At 35.6% G+C, this 26,421-nt stretch carries 22 protein-coding genes; 9 read left to right on the forward strand and 13 right to left on the reverse strand.

The genetic code is table 11. The features are described from left to right. Positions 1-12: 12 nt before the first annotated feature. The 9 genes from REB14_RS02185 (at position 13) to REB14_RS02225 (ending at position 12,455) form a co-directional block, all read left to right on the forward strand. Positions 13-657, forward strand: coding sequence for an MbnP family protein (locus REB14_RS02185; protein ID WP_309521574.1), 645 nt, complete (start codon positions 13-15; stop codon positions 655-657). Next, a complete protein-coding gene (locus tag REB14_RS02190) occupies positions 645-1,652 on the forward strand; it encodes a cytochrome-c peroxidase (RefSeq protein ID WP_309521372.1) in 1,008 nt (335 codons plus the stop codon). Before REB14_RS02185 ends, REB14_RS02190 begins: the two co-directional genes overlap by 13 nt. Positions 1,653-1,692: 40 nt before the next feature. Further along, positions 1,693-2,547, forward strand: a complete 855-nt coding sequence (locus tag REB14_RS02195; RefSeq protein ID WP_309521373.1) for an EboA domain-containing protein — start codon at positions 1,693-1,695, stop codon at positions 2,545-2,547. Positions 2,548-2,572: 25 nt separating this feature from the next. Further along, positions 2,573-3,478, forward strand: a complete 906-nt coding sequence (locus tag REB14_RS02200) for a TatD family hydrolase (RefSeq protein WP_309521374.1) — start codon at positions 2,573-2,575, stop codon at positions 3,476-3,478. Positions 3,479-3,481: 3 nt separating this feature from the next. Then, positions 3,482-4,378: a UbiA-like protein EboC gene (eboC, locus tag REB14_RS02205; RefSeq protein WP_309521375.1), complete on the forward strand. Its 897-nt coding sequence runs from the start codon at positions 3,482-3,484 to the stop codon at positions 4,376-4,378. A 15-nt stretch (positions 4,379-4,393) separates the two neighbouring features. Next, positions 4,394-5,566, forward strand: coding sequence for a 3-dehydroquinate synthase (locus REB14_RS02210; RefSeq protein ID WP_309521376.1), 1,173 nt, complete (start codon positions 4,394-4,396; stop codon positions 5,564-5,566). Next, positions 5,560-6,789: a metabolite traffic protein EboE gene (gene eboE, locus REB14_RS02215; protein ID WP_079242077.1), complete on the forward strand. Its 1,230-nt coding sequence runs from the start codon at positions 5,560-5,562 to the stop codon at positions 6,787-6,789. The genes REB14_RS02210 and eboE overlap by 7 nt, the downstream gene beginning before the upstream one ends. Positions 6,790-6,805: 16 nt before the next feature. After that, the gene (locus REB14_RS02220) at positions 6,806-8,179 is read left to right on the forward strand and encodes an alkaline phosphatase family protein (RefSeq protein WP_309521377.1); all 1,374 of its coding nucleotides are present in this window, start codon (positions 6,806-6,808) and stop codon (positions 8,177-8,179) included. 403 nt (positions 8,180-8,582) lie between these two features. After that, a complete protein-coding gene (locus REB14_RS02225) occupies positions 8,583-12,455 on the forward strand; it encodes an amino acid adenylation domain-containing protein (protein WP_309521378.1) in 3,873 nt (1,290 codons plus the stop codon). Positions 12,456-12,704: 249 nt separating this feature from the next. On the opposite strand, the gene REB14_RS02230 is transcribed toward REB14_RS02225, so the two are convergent. From REB14_RS02230 to REB14_RS02290, 13 genes are all read right to left on the reverse strand, one after another. Beyond that, positions 12,705-14,963, reverse strand: coding sequence for a reprolysin-like metallopeptidase (locus REB14_RS02230; RefSeq protein ID WP_309521379.1), 2,259 nt, complete (start codon positions 14,961-14,963; stop codon positions 12,705-12,707). 6 nt (positions 14,964-14,969) lie between these two features. Beyond that, a complete protein-coding gene (locus REB14_RS02235) occupies positions 14,970-15,416 on the reverse strand; it encodes a hypothetical protein (RefSeq protein ID WP_309521380.1) in 447 nt (148 codons plus the stop codon). A gap of 113 nt (positions 15,417-15,529) precedes the next feature. Continuing rightward, positions 15,530-16,246 carry a hypothetical protein gene (locus tag REB14_RS02240; protein WP_309521381.1) on the reverse strand — a complete coding sequence of 239 codons (717 nt, stop codon included), beginning with the start codon at positions 16,244-16,246 and terminating at the stop codon, positions 15,530-15,532. Between the two features lie 267 nt (positions 16,247-16,513). After that, positions 16,514-18,187 (reverse strand): SGNH/GDSL hydrolase family protein, encoded by a 1,674-nt coding sequence (locus REB14_RS02245; RefSeq protein ID WP_309521382.1) that lies wholly within the window; start codon positions 18,185-18,187, stop codon positions 16,514-16,516. A 254-nt stretch (positions 18,188-18,441) separates the two neighbouring features. After that, complete coding sequence (locus REB14_RS02250) at positions 18,442-19,293, reverse strand: EboA domain-containing protein (RefSeq protein ID WP_309521383.1); 852 nt, start codon at positions 19,291-19,293, stop codon at positions 18,442-18,444. A gap of 106 nt (positions 19,294-19,399) precedes the next feature. Beyond that, positions 19,400-20,242 carry a hypothetical protein gene (locus REB14_RS02255; protein ID WP_079242083.1) on the reverse strand — a complete coding sequence of 281 codons (843 nt, stop codon included), beginning with the start codon at positions 20,240-20,242 and terminating at the stop codon, positions 19,400-19,402. 52 nt (positions 20,243-20,294) lie between these two features. Beyond that, positions 20,295-20,876, reverse strand: coding sequence for a hypothetical protein (locus tag REB14_RS02260; protein ID WP_079242084.1), 582 nt, complete (start codon positions 20,874-20,876; stop codon positions 20,295-20,297). Next, the gene (locus REB14_RS02265) at positions 20,863-21,417 is read right to left on the reverse strand and encodes a hypothetical protein (RefSeq protein ID WP_079242085.1); all 555 of its coding nucleotides are present in this window, start codon (positions 21,415-21,417) and stop codon (positions 20,863-20,865) included. The genes REB14_RS02260 and REB14_RS02265 overlap by 14 nt, the downstream gene beginning before the upstream one ends. Positions 21,418-21,444: 27 nt before the next feature. After that, positions 21,445-21,999, reverse strand: coding sequence for a hypothetical protein (locus REB14_RS02270; RefSeq protein ID WP_145953249.1), 555 nt, complete (start codon positions 21,997-21,999; stop codon positions 21,445-21,447). A 29-nt stretch (positions 22,000-22,028) separates the two neighbouring features. Beyond that, complete coding sequence (locus REB14_RS02275) at positions 22,029-22,619, reverse strand: hypothetical protein (protein WP_079242087.1); 591 nt, start codon at positions 22,617-22,619, stop codon at positions 22,029-22,031. A gap of 36 nt (positions 22,620-22,655) precedes the next feature. Beyond that, positions 22,656-23,153 carry a hypothetical protein gene (locus REB14_RS02280; protein WP_079242088.1) on the reverse strand — a complete coding sequence of 166 codons (498 nt, stop codon included), beginning with the start codon at positions 23,151-23,153 and terminating at the stop codon, positions 22,656-22,658. Positions 23,154-23,165: 12 nt separating this feature from the next. Continuing rightward, entirely contained in the window at positions 23,166-24,026 is an 861-nt protein-coding gene (locus tag REB14_RS02285; protein ID WP_079242089.1) for a DUF4138 domain-containing protein, read from the reverse strand. Beyond that, on the reverse strand, positions 24,023-26,380 hold the full coding sequence (locus REB14_RS02290) for a TraG family conjugative transposon ATPase (protein WP_079242090.1): 2,358 nt from the start codon (positions 26,378-26,380) through the stop codon (positions 24,023-24,025). The genes REB14_RS02285 and REB14_RS02290 overlap by 4 nt, the downstream gene beginning before the upstream one ends. Positions 26,381-26,421: the final 41 nt, after the last annotated feature.

A 26,421-nucleotide genomic window follows, 5' to 3' on the forward strand; every position in this document is an offset into this window, starting at 1 on the left:
TTTTTATTGACTATGTTACTTCTTAGCCACAAGGGATATTCAGCCACAAGGGATAGTCTGAACATTAAGTTTAATCCCCTTCTTAACGGTGAAAAAATCACACACACTCCCCAACACCACCCTAAAGATCAACTGCTCACAATCAAGTTATTCAAATTTTATGTTTCTAATTTCATGATCAATTATAAAGATGGCTCATCTGAAATTATCGACAAGGTCTTCCTTTACAGTCTAACAAAAAAAGAATCGTGGATGATACAACTGCCTAAAAGCAGTGTTAAAGAAGTAGAATCAGTCTTATTTACCATCGGACTGGACAGCCTTACCACCAAAAACAGCAATATGGAGAATGAGCTTGATCCTATCCATGGTATGTTTTGGTCCTGGCGTACCGGATATATTAATTATAAAATTGAAGGATCTTACGGAAATAACAAGAACAACCAGCCCTTTGTCTTCCATATAGGAGGCAATTCCCAAGACTACAATACAACATTTACCGTAAAAAAAATATATCAGGGAAAAGATACCCTTATGACAGATATTGAACTCAAGCCTATTCTTGATTTCCTTACTCATAATAGAAAAAAGACCATTATGTCTATCAATGACGATTCGCTTTCCTTTTCACAATTCTTTAAAAAATGTTTCCAATAAAATTTTTAAGTCTTCTCACACTTTCTTTTCTTATGGTAGAAGATTTCAATACTACTCCATTGTACTTCAACGTTCCTATAGGTTTTCCGGAAACAAAATATAATTTCAAAGAAAATCCTCTATCTGCCGAGACCTATAATCTGGGAAAAAAACTCTTCCATGATCCTATCCTTTCCAGAAACAATACCATTTCCTGTGCAAGCTGCCATACCCAGGAGATGTCATTCACCCATGTCGACCACAATCTGAGCCATGGAATTGAAGATAAATTTGGTAAACGAAATGCTCCGGCTCTCATCAATCTGGCCTGGATGGATCAATTTATGTGGGATGGCAGAATCAATGATATCCATGTGCTGTCAGTCTCTCCTATTAATGATTCTTTGGAAATGGATGAAAATCTGGATAACATCAAAAAGAAATTAAAAGCCAATGAGTATTATCTGTCTTTGTTCAGAGAAGCGTATGGCGATGACCAAATTACCAATGCCAGAATACTTCGTTCTTTATCACAATACATGCTTATGCTTGTTTCAGCCAATTCAAAATATGACAGGGTACAGCGCGGATCGGAACAATTTTCTGAGGATGAACAAAAAGGCTATGAAATTTTTAAAACCAATTGTTCTTCCTGCCATACAGAACCTTTGTTCACCACCAATCGATTTGAGAATAACGGACTTCCTATGGATAAAACTTTAAAGGATTATGGCGTGTATCAGGTTACTCAAAAAAAAGAGGATCGATTTAAATTTAAAATTCCCACCCTTAGAAATATCTCTTATACCTATCCTTATATGCACGACGGAAGGTATGAATCTCTGGAAGAAGTCATCGCATTTTATACTAATAAAAAGAACAAAAATGCTTCGTTCCAAAACAAGACTCTGAAATCAATTAATTTACAAAAAGAAGACATTTCAAAACTTATCCTGTTTTTAAATACCCTTAATGACAAAGAATTTACCCGAAATGAATTTTTTGGCAGCCGATAAATACCTCTACCATTATATAACAATTTAAAAAACTACCGGAATGACTGAGAATATTATAAAAAATAATTCCTGCGAAGCATTATACTCATTGATCCAAACCAGGCTTTCTGAAGATCAGATGGATTGGATGAAAACGGTAATGCTATTTGAAAATGAAAACCTTTTCTTTCAGAACTTTGGGCGGATTTCGCGAATGATTCCCTCTACTTCACTACAATGGAGCCCATCGGAGAAAATCGTCCTTGAACAGTTGTATCCAGGTCTCACTTCCGGTCAATGGAATCTCCAGCAAATCTGCCGATGTCTGCTTATGGTCTATATTCCCGAAGATCAGAATGTAGCCATCATCCAACAACTGACACAATCAGCCGACATTGGCGAGCTTATTTGTATTTATAAAGGAGTATTCTTTCTGGAAAATGCATTTGAGTTTGTTCCTCTGGTTGAAGAAGGCATCAGAACCAATATCACCTCTGTTTTTGATGCCATAGCGCTTTTAAATCCTTTTGCTGCCAAATATCTCTCTCTGAATTCCTGGAATCAGCTGGTTCTTAAAACATTGTTCATGGGACGGCCACTCTATCAGATTACCAATCTGGATCTGCGTAAAAATGAGATGCTAGCTTTTATTGCCACAGATTTTGTTCACGAAAGATGGGCTGCAGGAAGAACAGTATCTCCGGAGATCTGGCGATTGATGGATGGATTTGTCAATAAAGAAATTACATCAGATCTGTTGAAGGTTATTGAAGCTGGTGACCCATTGTCAAAACACGCAGCCATCATCGTACTCAGAGAAAATGCTTCCAACACCTGCAATAATATATTAAGACCCATAAATACCACCTTATGGAATTATATCGGAGAACAATATTACATCCAAATAAATAAATAAATAAATAAATAAATAAATAAACACTATGTATTTCATCGATCCACACATTCATATGGTTTCAAGAACCACTAATGATTATCAGGCAATGCGCGCAGCAGGAATAGTTGCCGTGATTGAACCTGCATTCTGGCTGGGCCAGGCCAGAACAGAAGCATCCTCTTTTAAAGATTATTTCAGTACGCTGGTAGGATGGGAAAGATTCCGGGCGTCACAATTCGGTATAAAACATTACTGTACCATTGGACTGAACTCTAAGGAAGCCAATAATGAAGCTTTGGCGGAAAAAGTAATGGACCTGCTGCCTTTATTTGCGGCCAAAGAAGGTGTTGTTGCCATTGGAGAAATTGGCTATGATGATCAGACTCCTGCTGAAGACAAATATTTCAGACTACAGATTGAGCTGGCCCTAAAATTTAATTTACCCATTATGGTTCATACACCGCATAGGGACAAAAAAAACGGTACAATCAGAAGTATGAATGTACTGAAAGAGCATGGAGTAAGTCCAAACATGGTTGTAATAGACCATAACAACGAAGAAACAGCAAAATGTGTTTTGGACAACGGATACTGGGCTGCCTTCACTATTTATCCTAATACAAAAATGGGCAATGAACGTATGGTAGAAGTTGTAAAACAGTATGGGTCTGAAAGGATTATTGTAGACAGTTCTGCAGACTGGGGCGTAAGCGATCCGTTATCTGTTCCTAAAACAGCAGATTTAATGCTTGAAAGAGGCATATCCAGAGAGGATGTACATTTAACCTGTTACAAAAATGCTCTTACGGCTTATTCACAAAGCGGGCAGATGAATGAAAGTGACTGGTCAAATGAAATGACCATCCAACAGGATTCCCTGTTCGAAGGCAACAGCATATTAAGAGGTCAGGAATCACAGGAAATCACCTTTAACAATATCATCAAAAACTAACCAATGTCTGGTAAAATATATTATTTATTTGCTTTACTGCGCCCGGCCAATATTATTACTGCCATATCTGATATTCTGGCAGGCGTTGCAATTTCCGGAATATTGATTCATCAGTACCAGGATTATCCTCTTTTACTTCATGTCCTTTTGCTTGTAATCTCAACAAGCGGTCTGTATGGCGGAGGAATTGTTTTCAATGATGTTTTTGATCTGGAATCAGATATGATATCCCGACCGGAAAGGATCCTTCCCCGTCATTTGGTTTCAAAAAAAGAAGCTGTCATACTGGGAATTTTCATGTTTGCTGTAGGCATTATTTCAGCCTTTTCAGTATCGGTATTAAGTGGTTTTCTGGCATTAAGCATCTGCATTCTGGCTCTTTTTTATAATAAAGTAAGTAAATATTATTTTTTTGCCGGTTCTCTTAATATGGGATTATGCAGAGGATTCAACCTCCTGCTGGGTATCAGTATTATCAACAATGAGGTTTGGAGTAACGGGTTAATAGCCATTATATCCACTCTCTTTATTACAGGGGTAACTTTTATTTCAAAGAAAGAAAACCATGGAAACAATAAAAAAGTGATCCTCTCGACTTTTTTACTGGATTTTCTGCTCATCTTCCTGTATACCTTTATCGGAAATCTGATTGGTTTGAAAATTCTCAACCTGCTGCCTCTTTTATTTTGTTGGTTAGCAGTTAATTTTCTAGCCAAGCTCCTGGCTATTCGTTTTAACCAGCCTGATTATATTAAAATAGCTGTAAAAACAGGTGTCTTATCACTTATTCTCCTTAATGCCAGCTATATTGCAGGTTCCACAGATTTACTGCATGCCCTGCCTGTACTGATCCTGCTCCCGTTATCCACTACATTATCAAAAAAATTTGCAGTTACATAAGTTATTTTTCACAACATGAACGATCAAAAAACTATACAACAAAACTTTCTGGTTCCCTTTCATTATGACGTGATATTCAGCCGTTCCATTTTTAATTTGGACAATCTGTCATTGATCAATAGTATCAAACAGGAACATCATTATCAAAGGCGTAAAATTGTTTTTATCATAGATAAGGGGGTTGCTGATTCCAATATTGAACTTATAGATGCCATTACTGATTATTTCAATCATTATCATATCGGTATTTCGACTGAACAATTCTTAGTTGTGGAGGGTGGAGAAGCCATAAAAAACAATCAGGATAACCACGAAAAAATTCTTCAATTTATCCATGATAATAAAGTTGACCGCCATTCTTTTGTCGCAGCTATAGGCGGCGGCGCTGTGCTTGATGCAGTGGGTTATATGGCTGCTATTGCCCACCGTGGAATCAGGCTGATTCGTATCCCTACAACCGTTTTATCTCAAAATGATTCAGGAATTGGAGTAAAGAACGGCATCAATTACTTTGGGAAAAAGAATTTCCTGGGTACATTTGCTCCTCCTTATGCAGTAATTAATGATTCTGATTTTTTAAAAACGCTTGATGTCCGCAACTGGAGATCCGGAATTTCTGAGGCTATAAAAGTTGCACTGATAAAAGATGAAAACTTTTTCTGCTGGATAGAAGATCATGCTCTGGCTCTGAATAATGGAAAAATCGACATTATGGAAGAATTAATCTTCCGTTGCGCCGAACTTCATGCACACCACATTTCCAAAAATGGAGATCCTTTTGAAAATGGTTCTTCAAGGCCTTTGGATTTTGGTCATTGGGTAGCACATAAGCTGGAACATATCACCAACTATGAACTTTTACATGGTGAAGCCGTTGCCATTGGAATTGCTCTTGATTCTGCCTACTCTTACCTGTCTAATAAAATTGATCTGGATAGCTTAAATAGGATCCTGGACTGCCTTCTTGCATTAGGTTTTACTATAACACATCCATTTTTAATTACTCATTTTGATGAGATATTGTCCGGTATCGATGAGTTCAGAGAACATCTGGGAGGAGAGCTCACCATTACCCTATTGTCTAAAATTGGTAAAGGTGAAGAAGTACATACCCTCCTGAGTACTACCATAGCCAACTCGATTCAATATCTATCTTTCTATTCACAATCTGTACATGTATTATGCTAGTTACACCCAATAGTCACTTAAGTTATTGTACGAATATCCACAGTGGAGAATCCTGGGAAGAAATATTTTCTAATATAGAGTCCTATTGTATTCCGGTTAAAAAGAACATTTCCCCGGATAAGCCTTTTGGCATTGGTCTGCGGCTTTCTAATCTGGCAGCAATAGAATTGCTGAGCGGGAACAGACTTTCAGATTTTAAATCATGGCTTCATAAGAACAATATGTATGTCTACACCATCAATGGATTTCCCTATGGGAGTTTTCATGGTGAACCGGTTAAAGACCGTGTTCATCTTCCGGACTGGGCAAGTACAGAAAGATTCGATTATACGGTATTGCTGGTAAGCATTCTTAAAGAACTGCTGCCTTCCGGCATTGAAGGCAGTATTTCAACATCTCCATTATCTTACAGACATTGGTTTAAGACTGACGAGGATTTAGTCACCGTAAAACAAAAATCTACTCAGCATCTGGTAGAAATTACAGCCTTAATGGTAAAAATAAACCGCTTTTGCAAAAAGAAACTGCATCTCAATATTGAGCCTGAACCAGACGGAATTATTGAAACCAGTGATGAGTATATTCAATTTTTCACAGATTATCTTCTCAAAGAAGGAGCTTACAATCTCGCTGCCATTCTAAAATGCACTTTTACGGAAGCACAGCAACACATCCGGGAACATGTTCAGCTTTGTTTTGATGTCTGTCATTTTGCGGTTGGCTTTGAAAAAAGTGAACATGTTTTGAAAAAAATGGAAAATCATGGTCTGAAGATCGGAAAAATACAGATCAGTGCAGCCCTGCAATTCAATATTTCTGAACAAGTTTCTGTAAAAGAAGCTCAGGATTGTCTGATTGCTTTTGATGAAAGTACTTATTTGCATCAGGCTGTTATCAAAAATTCTGATGGAAGTATCCTGCGATTTGAAGATCTTGGACCAGCTATTGTTTCAATGGGGCTTCCCCGGTTTGAAGAATTGCGTACCCATTTCCATGTTCCCATATTTCTTGATCGGTTTGAATTGTTGGGTACCACTCAAAATGAAATTATCAATACCCTCCGATATTGGTATGCAACAGAATGTTCTCTGCATTTGGAGGTAGAGACCTACACCTGGGACGTTCTTCCGGATCACTTCCAAACCAATATCACAGAATCTATAGAAAGAGAACTTAAATGGGTAACTGATACGATGTGTAAAATAAAGAACAAACAGCTTTAAGAATATAATACATACTATGCAGCAGACAGTTGTTATTAATGTGGTAGGCCTTACTTCTGCCCTACTTCAAGATTCTGATTTATTTATCAGTCAATGGATGAAAAAGAATAAGCATTTAAGTATCATAGAACCGGTAATTCCAGCGTTGACTTGTTCGGCCCAGGCTACTTATCTAACTGGTAAATGGCCATCTGAACACGGAATTGTAGGTAATGGTTGGTATGATAGAATCGATTGTGAGATAAAGATGTGGAAACAATCCAATAAGCTGGTTCAGTCCCCAAAAATTTGGGATCTGGCTAAAGAAATCAATCCTGATTTTACTTGTGCCAATTTATTTTGGTGGTACAATATGTATTCAGATGCTGATTTCACTGTTACCCCACGTCCACAGTACAGAGCCGACGGACAAAAAAAGCCGGACTGTTATTCTAAACCATCTCTTCTTAGAAAGCGTCTTCAGCAACAGCTTGGAGTCTTCCCTCTTTTTGATTTTTGGGGTCCTAAAACGACCATTCGTTCAAGCCAGTGGATTGCCAATGCATCGAAATTAGTGTACACCTGGTACAAACCAACTCTAAATCTGGTGTATTTACCTCATTTAGATTATTGCTGTCAAAAATTTCCTTCCTCTTCTAAAGAAATCTATGAAGAAGTAAAAGCCATCGATAAAGTAGTTAAAGATCTGATTGAGTTCTACGAAAGTCATGGAGTAAAATGCGTCATCTTATCAGAATATGGGATTACCAATGTCAGCAAACCTATAGATATCAATAGAATATTACGTTACAAAGGATTGTTACAAATCAGGGAAGAAAACGGCCGTGAGCTTTTAGATCCCGGGGAATCCAAAGCATTTGCTCTCGCTGATCATCAGATAGCCCATATTTATGTAAAAGATAAAAGCATCATTCCGGAATTAAAAAATTCTCTGGAAAAAAGATCGGATATTGCAAAAGTACTCACTGATGATGAAAAAAAAGAATATCATCTGGATCATGAACGCGCAGGAGATCTTATTCTTCTGGCAGAAGAGAACAGCTGGTTCACTTATTACTATTGGCTGGAAGACAAAAAGGCTCCCGACTTTGCACGAACTGTTGAAATTCATAAAAAACCAGGCTATGATCCTGCAGAGCTTTTTTTGGATCCTGCAAAAACAATGATCAAGCCAATCATTATTTTTAAACTCCTGCAGAAAAAACTGGGCTTCAGGACTCTTATGGATGTAATACCTCTGGATGCATCATTGGTAAATGGCTCACATGGAATTATACCAAAGGATGACCATAATAAACCTATTTTCATTAGTGAATTACAATCAGATTCAACCATTGAAAGCATAGAGGTTTGCCAACATCTGCTGGATATTATTTTTAATAACAATTAAATTTTATTATTCTGCTGAATATACTCTATGAGCCTAACTGATGCTGTAGAAGATGAGCATTCCTGAATTTCTGATTTTAACAGAGATAGAATAAAATTTATAAATCTTCCATTAAAAACGGGAGATTCACATTGAAATCAGATTTAACTTAAATATTATTACCGGATCTCCTGCCTGTTCTCATATGCAGGAGATCTAATCTATTATTGCTCTATAGCATTTTTTGTTTCAAAAAATTAAAATAGAACTCTATGATCAATTTCATTCAGAAATTGTGCATCCTTCGTAACCTGTAGCTCAAGAAAAAACAGAAAATAATCAAAATTCAGGAGATATTTTAAGATCAGAGTTATGGGAAAATAGAATACTCCGATTACCTACCCACTCAAAATTAAACCTAGTAATGAACAGAACTATTACTTCCAACAATTTATTAATAAAATCTTATTTGGATAGCAACTATTTCAAAAAAAATTATTCAAAAGACACTCTTCCTTATCTCCTTTTTTCACAACAAAGGAATTACAGTGACAAAATATACTTAAGAGACTCTCAAAAAGAGCTTACTTTTAATGAAGTCTGTATCGAAAGTCTTAAAATCTCATTGTATTTACGGCTCTTATCCTTATGTAAAGAACCTGTTGGGCTTTATATGGAACCATCGGCAGAAATGTGTTTAGGAATTTGGGGAATTTTAATGGCCTGTAAATCTTATATCCCATTATCCCTTGATTATCCGGAAGAACGTCTGCAGTACATGATTGATAATAGTGGTATCAATTATATATTAACAAGCAGAGAATGCCAAAAAAAACTACACGTTTTTAATTTGAGAAATACAAAGATAATCTGTTTAGAAGATGCAGAGAGTTTTCTCAGTGAATATAAACTTACCAATACTGAACTAGATTTTTGGAGCTCAGAAGAAGATCTGGCATATATCATTTACACTTCGGGCAGTACCGGGAGTCCCAAAGGTGTTATGATACAACATAAGAATATATCTCATCAGATGAACTGGCTAGAAAGTCAGAATAATATTGGTCTTTCTACTAAAATACTCCATAAAACTCCTATTAGTTTTGATGCAGCGCAATGGGAAATTCTTTCAGGATGTAATGGAAGTGAAGTTGTAATAGGCCCTGTCGGGATTCATAAAGATCCGGAAAAAATAACGAGCATGATAAAACAATATGGGATCAATACTTTGCAGGGCGTTCCCACTTTACTTCAGGCACTTACAGAAAATGATTTTTTCGGGGACTGTAAAACATTAAAATATATTTTCAGCGGAGGCGAGGCATTAACCAAGAAATTAGCTGCGAGCATTTTTAAGCAGCTTCCCAATGCTAAAATCACTAATCTTTATGGTCCTACAGAATGTACAATAAATATTAGCTCTCATACACTTGTAAAAGATAGTATCGAAAACTATAAAGATGCTATACCTATTGGTAATATTGTAAATAATCACAGTTTTATCTTGCTAAATAAGAAGGGCGACCATTGTTCAAATGGAGAAACAGGAGAACTTTATATTTCAGGAATACAGGTTTCAAACGGATATTATAAGAATACAAGGCAAACCCTTGAACGATTTGTTACAATTGACGATCAATATTATTATAAAACCGGAGATTTAGTAGTTCAGGATGAAGACCTGAATTTGTACTTTGCCGGACGATTGGATAATCAAGTAAAATTAAGGGGATACAGACTGGAACTGGATGAAATAAAGATTAATATTGAAAAGCATCCATGGGTACGTCATGCAGCAGTAATCATGTCCGAAAACACTTCAAATTCGGCACAGCAGCTGATTGCTTTCATAGAATTGAATCCAAATGAAGCAGCTCTAATGGATCAAGGAGTAGAAAATGCACACCATCACGCCTCCAAATCGGATCAACTTCAGATAAAGGCCCAATTATCCAATGCCGGATGCAAGAACGATAAAGAACTTACCGGGAAAGAATCTGTAAAACTTCCAGGATATTATTCGGATAGTTTTCAGACTGAAAAGGTTTTCGCAAGGAAAAGCTATCGGTCATTTGAAGGCGGTAATGTTAACAAAGAACAGGTTTTGAATTGCCTTAACAAAATTCTGACCAGTAAAACTGACAGGTTTGTTCCTTCTTCATATAAAGACCTGAGTTTTCAGGATTTCAGCTATATAATGCGATATTTCGGAGCTTTTTACAGTGAGGAAAGAGTACTTCCAAAATACAGTTATGCTTCACCTGGTGCCTTATATGCCACACAGATTTTTCTAGAGATTGCTAATATGAAGGGCTTGAAAAATGGTTTTTATTATTACCATCCTGTTATGCATGCTTTATTCCTCATTGATGAATATAAAGAATGTTCAGATAATGAAAAATCCCCTATTACTCTTCATTTTATAGGAAAAAAGAGCACTATTGAGTCTGTTTATAAAAATAATATCAAAGAAGTTCTCGAGTTTGAGACGGGGCACATCATTGGTGTCTTTGACAATGTTTTAATGCAATTTCAACAATGTATCGGAAAAGGATATTATAGTGAAGAAATAGATCATTCCAAAGAAAAATTATTTGGATGCCGTAAGGAGGATTATTATCTGGGATCTTTTCCAATCATAAAAGCAGACAGCAAAAAAGAGAAGGATAATATTGCGATTGAAATTCTGATTCAATTTAATAAAGAAACCTTGGAGAATAAGGGGATTTATCAATATATCAATGGAGAATTGATCGCACTTTCGGATGAAAAAATAGAAAAAAACGATGTTATTGCTATTAATCAACGAATATATGAAAATGCAGAAATCGGTGTATGCTTTCTGAATCATGTGGAGACATGGGATCAGTATATAGAATTGGGAAGACTCCTGCAGATTTTTCAAATGAATGATCAAATGATGGGCTTTGTATCTTCGGGCTATAGTTCAAAAAGTGGAAATGATCTTAAAGCAGCGAAGAAAATAAAAAAAATACTTAAACTGAACGATAAGACGGGAATTTATTTTGCGTTAGGAGGAAAGATATCTCTTGAGCAAAAATACTCCAGAGGGATGAAAGAAGATACTGTACATATGGCAGGCCCCGCAGAAATTATTAAACAGGATCTTGCCTCATTTTTACCGGATTATATGTTACCCGGCAGGGTTGTTATTCTGCAGTCCCTACCGAGAACAAGCAATGGAAAAATTGATCTTATCAAAATTCAAAATAACGCTCAGGAAATAATTAATCATCGTGTTACTCCATTTGTTTTGCCTAACAATGAAACTCAGTTTCATTTGCTGGATCTGTGGAAAAATCTTTTGAAGATTGATAAGATTTCCGTAAAAGATGATTTTTTTGAATTAGGAGGAAATTCACTCTCTGCCCTATTATTAATTAACAGGATTAATAAAGAATTAAAATGCAATCTTCCTGTCCAGATTTTGTTTGAAGCAAGAAATATTATATCGTTATCTGAAGCTGTTATTCAGAATACCCATATCACAAGCAGTTCAAGAATGATTTCTCTTAATAAAGCCACAGGAACACAACCTGTCATTTGCTGGCCGGGATTAGGGGGTTACCCTTTAAACCTGGAAGCGCTGGGAAAAGAAATTTCTTCTACTCCAGTATATGGATTTCAGGCTTATGGGCTGAATAGTAATGAAATTCCCTATACGAGTTTAGAAGAAATGGCTTTGGAGGATATTAAGGTATTAAAGGAAAGGTATCCGGAAGGCCCTTATACCTTAGCAGGATATTCTTTTGGTGCGAAGCTTGCCTATGAAATCGCTTTTCAACTGGAAAAAATGAATGATACGATTAACAAGCTAATACTGATTGCTCCCGGTTCCCCCAATCATAGAACAATCCATGAGAGAAAGCAGGAAAGTATTTCCTTCGATGATCCCTATTTTATTACCATTTTATATTCTGTATTTACTCGTAGTATTGAGGATACAGCAATAAAAAACTGCCTTGAAAAATGCAAAGACAGGGAAAGTTTTATTCATTTCATCAATCAGAAAAATGCAGATCTGGGGATAGATAGTATTAGAAGAATAACCCATATTGTGGAGCGTACGTTCCACTTTGTTTATAATGATCTGTCAAATAAAAAGCTTAACACTGAGGTTATCCATATTAAGGCGGCAGGTGACCAGGATTCATTTATTGAAAATAATATAAATTCTATCAATAAAATTGATTTTTTTGAAAGTACTTTTGACCATTATGCAATTTTAAAAGAAGAAGGAGTTACCGAAATAATGAAAATGATCCGTTTGAATTGAAAAAACTCTGCTTTCATGATTATAGAATCTGTAAAATTGACACCCCGTTCTGACGAATTTCAGATATAGTAAAAAGATAGATATATTGTACTGCAAGCAATGCTACGTGCATACAGCCAAGGTTTAAGTAAAAAAAAACAGATCGAAAATGATCTGTTTTTTTATCGGCTGTATCTTTAATGTATCGTCTTTTTAAGCTTCTTCATCATTATCATTACACAGTAAGATCTTTTATAGTAAAGTCAATTACTACCTTTTAATAATCAACTTCTTTGAAATCTTCTGTCCGTCTTTTTCTACCTGAACAATATAAACCCCTGAAGGTAGGTAAGATAAATTAATTTCTTCATGGATTTTTTTACCTTTAAGCTCTTTTTTTACATTGATCAGCTTTCCGTCCATTGCAAAAACACTGTATGTCATACCATTCGACGCTTCGGTTTCAATCGTGAAAATTCCTTTTGAAGGATTCGGATAAATTTTTACTCCTGCTTCAGCTTTTTCAGTTTCACTGATTCCCAATGTAGAATTGATCGTGAAATTGGTGGTATTTACATTTAAAAATACATTATCAATAGCTTTAACCATAATTCTTGCCGTAGAACTCGTTCCCAGACCTCCAGGAACATTAAATGTATAGGAACCATTGTTGGGGGTACTGTCTACAAGCGTATATGGGAAGGTAAGCCCTCCATCTTTAGAAAGTAAGATCGTAACATTAGCTGTATTTACAGGAGCTGCATTGGTATTGGCAACATTCCAAGTAATCGTCTGGGGCGTGCCTATGTCCCATACAACGCCTGTAGTATTTTGAGAGCTTACGGTAAAGGGGCCTGCAGCAGTAGATACGGTCAGCTGGATATCATCACGTCCCGTCTGTCCGCCAACCGGTTTATTATCTCTTACTAATAAAGAAAAATTGAGAGTTCTTGCTACAGTAGACAATTTTTCCCATGATTTAGGATTTGTAGCTGTAATAATGGTGGAATCATATCCTTCAACAATGGTTGAAAGCTTTGGAAAATATCTTGTTGGAGATGTGGAAGCCCACAGCGATCTGAACATAGGCCCTTGTATATTTTCTGCTCTTGGAGGCATTGTAGCCGCACCAAAATCAATTTGCTCCCAATTGTAGGTAATAGCATCCCCGTCAGGATCAGTCCCCAGACCTGTTAAGGCAAATGGGGTTCCCATAGGGATTGTTCTGTCCGGTCCTGCATTGGCAGTCGGCTCATTATTTCCTGTCGCTGTATTTACCGAACAGTTTCCTGCTCCGGTAATTCTTGTGTACATTTCACGGATACTCACGGCATGAAAATATGCATCACTGTTGTTCTGTACATTTGGAGAACAGATTCCTGCATATCCCATAATAGAACTTGCACTTCCAGGTTCTACTGAAGTATTATTATTTCTGTTACAGTTATTATTCTGTGTATGATTCGCTCCAAACTGATGCCCCATTTCATGGGCTACAAAATCAATGACAAAAGGATCTCCCACAGGAATTGCGGAACCTGTAACTCCGCCCGCTTTTACACTGCTACATACTGATGGGGTATATGCCAAGCCATTATCATTTCCTTGAGTGGCCTGAAAAAATAAATGTCCCAGATCATAATTATTAGTACCAATTATATTATTGGTCACTACAACATTTTCATCAATCATCTGGCCAGCATCCAGTGCATTAAAGGTATCTGCAGAAGTAAAAAATAACAGATCTGTATCAGGTACAAGCTGCAGAGATACGGAAATTTCATTTTCAAATACCTGATTAAGCCTTGCTACTGCCAAATTAACTGCAGCAAGTACAGCTGCTTTTTTTTGGGCATCAGTTCCGGCTCCTACACCAGCCTGCTGAGCTGCATAAGCCGTATATTCTGTTGTAGTAGTGATCGCGAGACGGTATCTGCGCATCAAGCCATCTGCAACCGTTTTTCCCTGTATATTTGGGGCCAGCTCACTTAAGGAAGAATCCCCTTTAAACAAACAGCCGAAGCGGCTTTGTGAGGTAGCATTTTTACGGTCATATACCATATAGGTTTTATTGTCCTCAGAATAGGAATCGATATAATAGGTTCCTTTATTACCTCTCACTACTGCATTCAATCCAAAGTACGGATCGTAAGTAAATCTGATATTGGTATCAGGTTCTCCTACTTTTTTTCCCACATAAGATCTTATTTCAGAATATCTTGCCTGCAGATCCGGATGCATTGTGGATGCTTCATATACTTCATAGGTATCAAATGTTCCCCGATCATTAGGGAATTTCATCAGAATACCTTTTTCCGAAGTAAGTCTATTTCTGTCAGGAGCCATAGTAAGCTGAAGTTTCAGTTCTTCTGTATTCAAACTTACTAATTGATACTCTGAAATTCTTACGTTTCTTTCTCTTGATTTCTCCACCGTATTATCTCTGTTTCTGCTCCACATATTGTGTTGGGCTGCAGTTGTACCTGAAAGAAGTACAAGGCTCGTAAGAAATAATAGTTTTTTTCTCATTATATTTTAAATTGAAATTAATTTAATTTTTTTGGGGTTGTCCAGGATTTTGAGGATCAGGACAGGATTCGACTGTTTTTTTTCTGCATATTCCAGATTTTTCACCTCTTTGTAAAAAACAGTTAGTATGGATCCGTTTGCTTCCAGCTTTTTTATTTCAACATCTCCGTAGGGAATATTTTTCAATTTGGGCCGTAAGACCAGAAAATATTCACCTTCGTCCAAAACAGGTATGGGTGCAGATTTAGAATATCTGGAATCATTGAATTTCTTATAAAGTTCTTTTATCTCTTTTGAGGAGGTTATGATCGTATATTGATTGAGATCATTATTAGAGTTCAGTCTTCTTATTTCGGTGAATTCCACCTTCTGGTAATTTTCACCTTCCTGGCGCATTGAAGCAACATTTTTATATTCAGTACCATACAGTACTAAAAAACTAAAAAAAAACAATGAAAGAAAATTTTTACTATTTAACATGCTCATTAAACTATTCACTTACCATTAATTTAGTTTTTATCCTTCTATACAAGCATTTCACTGCATAAGATAATTTATTACATACATTACATTGTATTGCGTCTCATTCCCATATTTTTACCAGTACTCTGCGTTTCTTTCTGCTGTACTTTAGGTTTTGAAGCAGCAGCAGATTGTTTCATATCAGGATTAGGGCTATTTAATGGCTTAGTAAACATTGCCAATCCGGATTCATTAGTATTTTTTATTGCAGATTTTCCAGCTTCACGTCTATTATCAGTTTCATTATACTGTTTCAGATCATCCTTACTGCCGTTCTTTTTTTCCTGTTGTTGAGTTTCTTCTTTATCTTTTGATAATTTTTCTTCCATTAACTCTTTAACAATCTCGCGAAGTATTTCAGCCTTTGGTTCAGTACTTTCTTTATGATTCCTGTTTTCCTCTTTTGCTTTGGCATAACTGTATGCTACTTTCCCTCCGATGGCTGCAACACCTGCTATTGCAGAAATGGCCATGACTGCAATTCCTAATGGTGGAAAAAGTAATGCAAGTCCAAATCCTACAGCTAATCCAATCCCGGTAGCTTTTAAAGCCTTCTTAATAAAAGAACCGTTTTTCGCAACAGAATCTAGGAACCTCAAGCCTCTTCCCTTCTGAGGTTTTTCTATTGGAGAGCTGCGTTTCTTTTCGTTTTCATTTCTGGAATCAATATTATCGTGAAAATCTGTTTGTTTTGCGTGAGAACCAGTTTTTTTTACATTCTCTAAATGTTCGTTTAGTTCTTCGTTTTCTGTTTTAGGCATGTTATATATATTAAAGTTTTAAAGAACTGTTATATGATCTTGGTTTTAATACCCTTCTAAGCTACATATCATCTCCTATGGCTTGTCATTTGCTGAAATAGCCGGAAATAGGTAAACTCTAAAGTTGAGATGGATGTTTTTAAACTAATAATTATAAAAGTTTACAACGTTAATAATAACATGTACCACTTAAATTCTAAGTATACTTGATGTTGAACATTAACGCTGTAAACTTAAATGAATCTCTCAAATCGCTTTATATTACCTTTAAAGGCTTGTATGATGCGTCTTAGTAGTAGGTTTTTCTTGTTTTATACCTTTTTGCTGCTGCTGTCTTAAGGCTTCAGCAGAAAGAGCTGCCGCCTTTGGATTTGCCTTCACAGTAGGGGTAGTAAATTTACTAAGGTCTGATTTATCATTGGAACGGGCAAGTGGAATATTTACCTTATTCTCAAAAATCTCAGCCTCAACGAGTGCGTCTTGTGCATTCTTTATAAAATCAGGGCCTGGCAAAACAGAAAAGCCTTGAATAAGGTGAGAGGCCATAGTTAAAGCAATCGCTTTGTAAGCTGCCTCAGTAGGGTGTGCTCCATCCGATGTCGCTACAAATCCCAGATTATTAGCGGTTACATTATCTAATAATTTTCTGAAAGTACTGTTATCTCTATTCTGTCCTCCTTTATTAAGTCCGTCATTCAATATAGAGCCAACCGTATCATATAGTCCGGTGTTGGCTATATTTAAATTATCATCCAGCTGTTTCACAAGATTTTGTGAAAATACTTTATCAAGTTCTCCCTGAAGTTTCGCAATATCTTCCTTATGTTTTTCGGGTTTGATTTGTTCGTAATATTTTGTTACAAATTCGATCTGGCTTGGATATGTTCCGGTAGCCATTAATGCATTTTTAACAGCCTTTATGCTTTCCAGCTTTTCAGCAGATTTGTTACCTTCAGCCAGTTTCTTAATGATTAAATCACCCACTTCCCTGTGAAGTGTAATCTCATTATCCTCTCCAAGTGCCTTATGTAAAAGCGGTTGGATTTCATCAAATATTTCATTACCTCCTTTATCCTTATATATTTCTTTAAATTCTTTCAGGGTATTTGCAAGAGAAGTATCCATATTGTCCTCCGACTCGTTGAATTTTACTTTTCTTCCGCGGTGCTGTGCAGCTTTTATGAGGCGTAAATTATACAGGTTGGTTTTAAGTGCTTCATACATATCAACCACCATCGTATCATCATATTTATTGGGAAATGCTTCTTTGAGATGTTTGTTAAACTCCAAAGTAGCTTCCTGGGCTTTAAGTGCAGCCGGATCATTTGGTTTTTTAACATAACGTACAGCTTCTACCGGAGCAGGATTATTGACCACCATAAAATAGGCTTTGCCTCCATCCTTAGCAACACGATCACGAATCTCATCAGTCATACCTTTGATCTGAGCAACGATTTCCTTCATTTTTGAAGCGTCTTTACCATCGGTAACCGTATCGTTAAGACCAATCCAGACAATATGCATTGTATTTTTAGCCTTAAACGTATCACTGTCTAATTCTTTGAAATACTTTTCTTTCTGCTCCAGTATAGTGGTCAGTGCTAATTTGTGTGCCAGCTTTTCCCTTTCATTAACTACTGCACCACCTACCGCATAGTTTACGAAAGATAATCTGTTATCCGGGCTTCCATGAGTTGACTCTTTCAGAGAAAGATGTTTCGCCGTTAAGGCATCTGTTTGTTTCTTATCTTTACCATCTATCAAACTCTCCATACCGGACCATTCCGAAATAAAGTCGCCCCAGTTTTTTGAGTCACTGAAACGTCCCACAGCATTAACACGCATCGCACCGGCAGCCCTTGCTACCATGCCCATAAGGGTATTCTTTTTAATACCAAAGTCTGACATACTGTCTCCTAAAATTACTATTCTATCTATCATAATTAAAAAATTTTAAATTACTCTATAAATATTTTTATCCTATGTATCTTCTAACAAATTTATTTTTTTTGGTTAACCGATTAACACATTCCCTGTCCAATTAAACCTACACTATTGTAGTTATAAATCAAAACTTTAAAGAAAAAAATCCTGTTCCTATTAGTTTAAAATATTCATGGACTCATTAAAGATCTAAGCCATAATTGATAAATCTTGAAAACCGTGATATTATTCTACTCTCAGTAGATTTTATATCATTTATTTTGAATGTAATATTGCTCTCCGATATAGTCCCATAAAGTGGTATTTATGGGTCTTAATATATTATTGCAGGTATTGGAAGCATTTTCTCTGAGTAAGATGATAGCTGCATTTTTTGAAAGTGGGTCACCAAATTCGATAACTTTTAATAAGCATGCTGTTACGTCTTTATTAAGAAACCCATCCATCAATCGCCAGATCTCCGGGGATACTGCTCTTCCGGCAGCCCACCTTTCATGAATGTAATCAGTAGCTAAGAAAGCCAGCTTTTCGTTTTTACGCAGATCCAGATTAGTAATCCTGTAAAGTGGACGCCACATGAACAATGCTTTAAGAACAAGCTGGTTCCAGGAATCCAGAGGCAGGTATTTGGCAGCAAAAGGATTTAAAAGCGCTATAGAATCGAAAACAGAAGTCATATTGGTTCTGAGGCCTTCTTCAACAAGAGGAACAAATTCAAAAGCATTTTCCAGAAAGAATATTCCTTTGTAAATACAGGTAAGCTCGCCAATGTCTGCAGATTGAGTCAGTTGTTTGATGATGATTACATTCTGATCTTCAGGGATATGAGCCATCAATAAACACCGGCAAAGCTGCTGCAGATTCCATTGGCCGGAGGTAAGACCTGGATACAGCTGTTCAAGGATGATTTTTTCGGATGGCTCCCATTCCGGTGAATCGGATGGAATCATACGAGGGATCAATCCAAAATTTAGAAAGAAAAGATCCTCATTTTCAAATAACATCACAGTTTTCATCCAATTCAACCGGGCTTCAGAAAGTCTGGTTGGGAGCAATGAATATAAAATTTCGCAGGCAGTATTTTTAAAAGTATTCTCAGTCATTCCATTCGTGTTTTTTGAATTGTTATATAATTATAGACGTATTTATAAAATTTTTCATAAAAAAAACTTTAATAACCAGCCTAAATACATCTCATCCGGAGCTATGTTATTTAGATTTTAATGCATTGAAAGCTTTCCCGGGCAAACCTCTCAGAACAGAACCAGTCTTATTACCAAATTTATTACCAGATTCCGGATCTACTAAAAGATTAGCGAAATGGGGAACTTTTAATACCATAAATATCATTACAAGCTGAAGAGCAATAGAAAGCAGGACATTCGTAAATTCTGTCTTATCAACAGGCAAAAGAACGATCATTACTTTTAGAATCGTTAATATGGGTTCCCATAGCAGTATAGACAAAAAGCCAAAGAACCATGACTTCAGAATCCTTTCATTAGATACAATAAGAGAAAAAGGCAAAACAAATATCCCCAGAACATAATAAACAAATATCATCAATAATTGTCTCAATAATATATATCCTCCTGCAACAGAAGCTAAAAAGTAAATAATGATATGGAGAAGTTCTAAAAAGGGATTGATCTGCAGGACATCATAGACTCCGTTTCCATCTGCCCCTGTTCCCTGCACATGGGTAATAGAAGTTTGAAAGGCCTGTTCAAAATCAGCAGCGCTGCGTCCTGTCACTTTATAGGCTCCGTGTTTTACTATATCTGATAAAATATCTACCGTATCAAATAATAATAATTTGACCAGAGGAATATATAATGTAATCGCCATAAGCGTGAGGATGGGCCTTAAAAGCGTATCCCGCCCAATTTTTTCATCCGGATCAGCCATTGCTTTCATTACTTTATACCCCACAAAAACAAAAGTAAATGTAACCGCTATGAGAAGAACATAGGGTTTCGACTCGTTAATATAAAGATCAAATCTGGTTTTAAGAATTGTTCTATACTGATTTAAAATTTCATCTATTGTCATTTAGCTTGTCGTTTTTAACCATCAATAACTTTGTATTTTACAGATGTTATTATTAATTATTTAATAGTACTTTATTGATAACCGATAAGGATTCAATATCTTTCTTGATAGACAAAACTGTGGCTTTGATTTTCAGAATTCTTATTAGCAGCTTTCCGAAAACAGTATAAACCTGCCCCACACCTCCGGAAAGAATTCCTGATGCTAAGTATCTGTAATAGTCAGATTGGGCTTCATCTAAATATCTGTCTTCAATGATCAGTTCATCATATTTCCTTAGTAATGAATGTTTAAGAAATAATGGATTGAACTTTATGATGTTAATGACCTTTTTTATATTTTTTATATCTTTTTTGGTCGTCTCAATCGTAGCGATAGAAGCAGCAGCAAGCGCAAGGCTATTGATGTTTGCCACACTCTTTTTATCATCAATCTCTTTTTCCAGCTTTATAAGTTTTTCCAGCAACTTATTCTGTTCGTCCTTTAGGGCAATTTCTCCCCCTAAGCCTGCAGCAATTCCAGTTTTGGTTCCTGCAACTACATAATCGGTAATATCAAAAGACCATGTCTGCGTATAAAAAAAACTAAAGCTAAAAAGAAAGAGGAATGTAGATAGGTATTTAATAGTTTTCATCTTCAAGTGTTACTCTTATTACTTTATCTAATGCCTGCTGAATTAAACGTAACCGCTCTCCTTCAGGAATATAGTTGGTTGTATCCAGATAGTTTGTAATGTTCTCTTTCTCGGAATCATATTTCTTTTTGAATCTTCTTCTTACTAAAAGGTTTGACAGTTTACCACTTGAAAGAGGCGAAATAGCCACTATCGGATATTTGTCCTCTATATAACTATAACTTGTTTTGGATACGAATTTTAATATATCGTCTTTTTTTGAAGTTAAATTAGATGAAATACGGGTAAGTTCCTTGTTAGGTTCTATATAAATATCCTTTGTTCTTGCAACAACAGCACTTTTCGCTATGGCATACCCTTCCAGTTTCCGATGTGCTGAAACAATATCTTTATACAGCTCCTTTGACAGAAGATCATTAGCTGACCAACTCCAAGTTAAATTAATGACAATCTGAGCTTTGAAGATTACAGACAATAATAATGATCCTACGAAAAATATCTTAACACCAAATGATCTGAAATCAAAATATAGTATATTCATGACTCTGAAAAATTTATATTAACTATTTTATTTAACAAATTGCTGAACTAATTTCTTCTTGAGATTACTCTGTTTTATATTATCATCTACTCTATCAAGTTCCCGGTTAATGGCAGACAGGGATGCCCTTAATTCTTCATACAGATTAATTTTTTCGCCCAGAATGGTAAGCTTTTCACCATTTAAGAAATTTGAAGACATATTCTCAATCTGGTTATCTGCTGAAAGTAAATACACTCTATTCTCTTTCTTTTTTGAATAAAACAGGAAAGAAAGTTTTTCATTATCTTCCTTAAGTTTACGGGCTCTGTCTTTGACATTATTGATAATGCCATTTACTGTAGAAAGCCAGGCAGCACCTCCATAATATAGAAGCCTTTTTCTATACTCTTTTACAAAATCTTTAGTCCTTTTCTCTGTTGTTTCTTCTCTTTCTTTTAAAAAAATATTTTCTACAATAATTGCAGCTGATCCAAGGTTCGAAGGTACATCCGAGATTGGGCCAATAGGATTATTGGCAAACGGTTGGGAATAAGTTCTTATTGAAGTAAATAATAACATTACTATTAAAAACCTGTACATATTGGAATAAATTTATAGTTGATAGAAAACTAAAATACAATTTCAAGGTTCTTGATCAATTGGATGAGATCCGGATTAGATTGTATCAGAAGTGCCAAAGCAGGCAAAGTCATAATACCAAAAACGTCCTTATCATTTTTAGAATATACCCTTACCAACAGATCACGAACTCTATAGATTTCCTGTCTTTCAGACGCTTTAATTTTTGAGGCATCAACATTTTGGAGAGCAAGAAGAACTAATTTATCTAATGCTAAAGATTGTAAATAATCATTCTTAACATTGGTTATATAAGGAAGTTTTTTAAACTTGTTCAATATAACAGGTCCGACCCCTAAAGCCCCGGTAGTTAAAGACTTAATAATAAAACTATTTTGCTTATCAAATTTGCTGGACTTTTTATAATTCCTTTCTAAAAATTCTTCATCATTCTTAATCATTTCTTCCAGGTAATCATTTTGGAGCTTCAGCTGTATAGCTCTTGCAGCAGTGTGTCCAAGAATTTCCACAAGCTTTTGTCTTGTATCTGAATCTGTATTATTCAAATGAATAGCAACATGTACAAACTGAGCTGAAAATAGCTGAAATGTGAAAAAAAACAAAAATGGTAATGCTCTCATAATACTATATTGTTAAAACTTATTATATAAATGAAATTACTTAGGTATAAGACCTAATTTGTAGAATAGATTGCTTTGTTCCGCCTCATATTTCATTTCATCCAATTCCTTAGTCAGAAAATTTAAGGTACTTATAAATCCTTCATCCAGCTTTTCTCTGTTTCCGCGGTTAATCTTTATTCCTACTCCTGCTATAAATGCATCTTCTAATATGCTGTTTGCGGCTTTAATATATTCCAGCTTCTTTCTGCACTTGCTTTTTTTAACAGGATTAAGGTAAGGCTTGCAAACGTTGGAGTACTTGGAAAAGTTGATAAGATCCTTTTTAGAGATCGTAGTTCTGGCCGAATTTTCAATTTCATTAACAACCTCAATCTGAGCCAGCTCATCTAAGCTTTTTTTTGTAGCTTTTTCATAATCATCAGTGCCTTTTTTCTCAATGATTCTCTCCACTAAACCTATGGGATCAATGTAGGGTAACTGTCCCTTATACTGTAGTGAAAAAAACAGGAATAACAGAATCAGATATTTCATAACTGAATATATTTATATGTATTCCGGAAATAAAAGCTTCTTTCTGGGAATGCGGATATTTACGCTTCTGCCTCCGGCATGCTCCCCTACTTCAAGACTCAATATCTCATCTTCGTTTAAGGTGAACTTATCAAAGATGAAGGTAAGAACTCTTGTTTCACCCAATTTTATATTTCGCTGGTCGCCACAGGATTTTACCGGTGTCAGTATTCTCTCCTGATATACATAATCTTTCTTTGCCGCATTATTATTTTTAAGTTTTGATCTGAAAAGAATCTGGTCTATATCCAGAGTGATTTTAGAGGTATTATAGATTTCTACGCGTAAGACAATTTTATTCTGAAAATTTCTGTAATAGATTCCATTTAAAGTCAGGTTCAATCCATCATTATTATCTTTAATTTTTACGGTAGAAGGAGCATTTTCAGATAACATACACAATTCCTGAAGATCTTGTGCTGTTCTTTCTTCCTTTTCAATTTTGTTGATATTTTCCTTTGCAAAATAATCTATCTTAGTAAGGGTTTCCACTGCCTTATACGTTGTAATATTCGGGTCTCTGTTGTACCCCATATCAATAGAATAATAGCTTCCTTTACCGTTAATAACCGTAAGATTTGCCTGTTGGCTTTTCGGATCATTCAGCTCTTCCCCCGTATGCTTTAATTTTAGCATATTTCCAATGGTATCTGCAACGAAATAAGTAGATCCCACATCCACATACTTTATTTTTTCATCAAAAATAATGTGTGTTGTTTTCACATCTGAAACTTCAATTGCCTGGCGTTGAGATAAAGGCTCCAATATTTCCTGGGCGAAAGATCCCTGAGAGCACATAAAAAATAGAATAAATAATACAATGTGTTTTTTCATTTCTTTTGAGAATTTAAATCAATAAAATCATTAATAGCCACAGACATGTTTCCTTTTGCTTCGTATATACCCCTGATTATTTTGTTTTCATCAGCATTGGAAGAATAACATGCATATCTTTCGGGGGATACTTTGACTTTATATACATTAGACATACTTCCTACTTTAACATATACTTCTCCTTTGTCTGTAGAGTAAAGTTTTTGAAGATCAGATTCACTGAGTGACAAATATTTGGAAAACTTATCTTTAGATGCCATTTTCTTTTTATGGGAGAGCATAATCAAGGTGTCTGTATTATTTACCATGGCAGGGCCCGCAGCAGTATCTAAAATATCTTCCAAATCCTGAGTTGCAATAGCAACTTCTCCATAAAACTTACGAACGGTCTTATACAAGTATTTAATAAACTCCGCCATTTCACCTTTAGAAATAGGTTTCCAACACTCATCTATAAATATTGATTTTTTCTCTCCGGGAATCTTCTGAATCTTAGTCATCACCAGATTAATACACAACATGGTAACTAAAGGGAATAGTATAGGATGGTCTTTGATATTGTCCATTTCGAATACAATAAAACGCTCATGAATCAGGTTCGCAGGTTCTGCTGCATTGAGTATATCTTTATAATGTCCGTCATAAAAATCTTTGAGAGAGAGTTTAAAGCTGACTTTATCAAAATAACTTGATTCTTCTTCAACAGCTGTATTTTCTGATATAAACTCATAGAAAGTAGACATACAAGGAAAAATACCATTTTTGACGACATGTTCGTAATAAAGATCCAGATAGCTGGACAGTATTTGTTTTTCTTCTCTGGAAGCTCCTTCTTCTCCTTTCCATAAGAAAAAGATCAGTGAAAGCAGGAAGGTTTTCTTATCTATGTTAATTTCATCTTCGTCATAGTAATAGAAAGGATTAAATTGTAAAGGTGAATTTAAGTCATACGTAAAGTAAACACCCTCCACCAATTCACATAGCTTTTTATAGGAGTTTCCTATATCTATCATTACAATATGGTGACCTTGCTCATAATACTGACTCGCAATATGATTGATCAAAAATGACTTCCCGGTTCCTGAAGGCCCGAAAATTAATCTGTTTCGGTTCACGATGATTCCCTTTTTAACAGGTTCGTCCCATAAGTCAAGACGTAAAGGAGATTCATTTTTACGGTCACAGAAAAGAATTCCGTCTTTATTACTCTCGTAATAGGACTCAAAATTCAATAATGAAGAGGTTTGCTCGGATATACCAATAAATTTATGATTCTCTGAAATATAAGCAGGTGCCCCAGGACAATTATTCATATACAATTCCTTTAAGGCATACTTAACCTGATAAGGCGTAATTCCTAAATCCCTGAAAGCATTTTCTAATAAGTTGACGTCATTCTCTAATTTCTTCTGCGAAACATTCCAGACGATCACACTAAAGTGCTGATAAATAAATGTTAATTCCCGTTCCAAAACATCTTCTACCAGATCTTCTACCTGTTGGTAAGTAACCTGATTTTCTCTTGAAAGTATCGCCATACTTTTAAATTGATTCATTTTGGTCTTCAGGGAAGAAAAAACTTTTTCTGAATCCTCAATAAAAATGACCTGATTGTAGATATGGTTTACATCCAGCCCTGTAGATACCGGCTGTATAAAAGGAATTCTGAAATCAGTTTTAGGAGTAGAATATTCAATACTTTTGATGGTACTATTAATGGTAATAGGAAGTTGATTATTAGAAGAAATGGTATACAATTCTGCGAATTTATTTCCTACCTGCAAGTTCCTATCAAAAAACATATCTCTCAGGTTAGTCTCTCCTTCTTTCGAAAGAGATAAATATTTTCCTAAAAGAGCAATAATCTGATCACTATTCAATCTTTCCACAGTGAAAAAGCTTTCCTTTGTTAAAAATGAAAGACTCGATTCTACTGCCTTGATAAAATCATCTATTCCGTCTAAGTATTTATTATACTGACTGGAATTATTAAGTATACTTACTTTACTTTTAGAATCCTTTATGATTGTAAGATAACACTCATGGCTCATAGTCGGCTTTTCATGAAAAAACCTGTTATCACTTGCTGATAAAAAATTAGGACTCTCAGATACATGTTCTGTGATGGAATCTACAAAAAAGAAATCCTGTTTCTGCAAAATTGTTCCGGCAGGTAAAGATCTGATTACTTTGTCGAAAATTACACTAATCTGCTCAATCTGCTCGCTATCAAGCGAATATATCTGAGGAAGCATAACCTTATAGACCAGGCCAACATCTCCTTTTTTACTAATTAGCAAATCATCATCTACAGCTAATATGTTAAATATTTTTTTGATATCTATATCTTTCATAATCTTAGGAAATAATTCTTAATACCATTTTATAAGACTTC

Origin of the sequence: Chryseobacterium metallicongregator (assembly GCF_031324065.1) — a bacterium.
Taxonomy (GTDB): Bacteria; Bacteroidota; Bacteroidia; order Flavobacteriales; family Weeksellaceae; genus Chryseobacterium; species Chryseobacterium metallicongregator.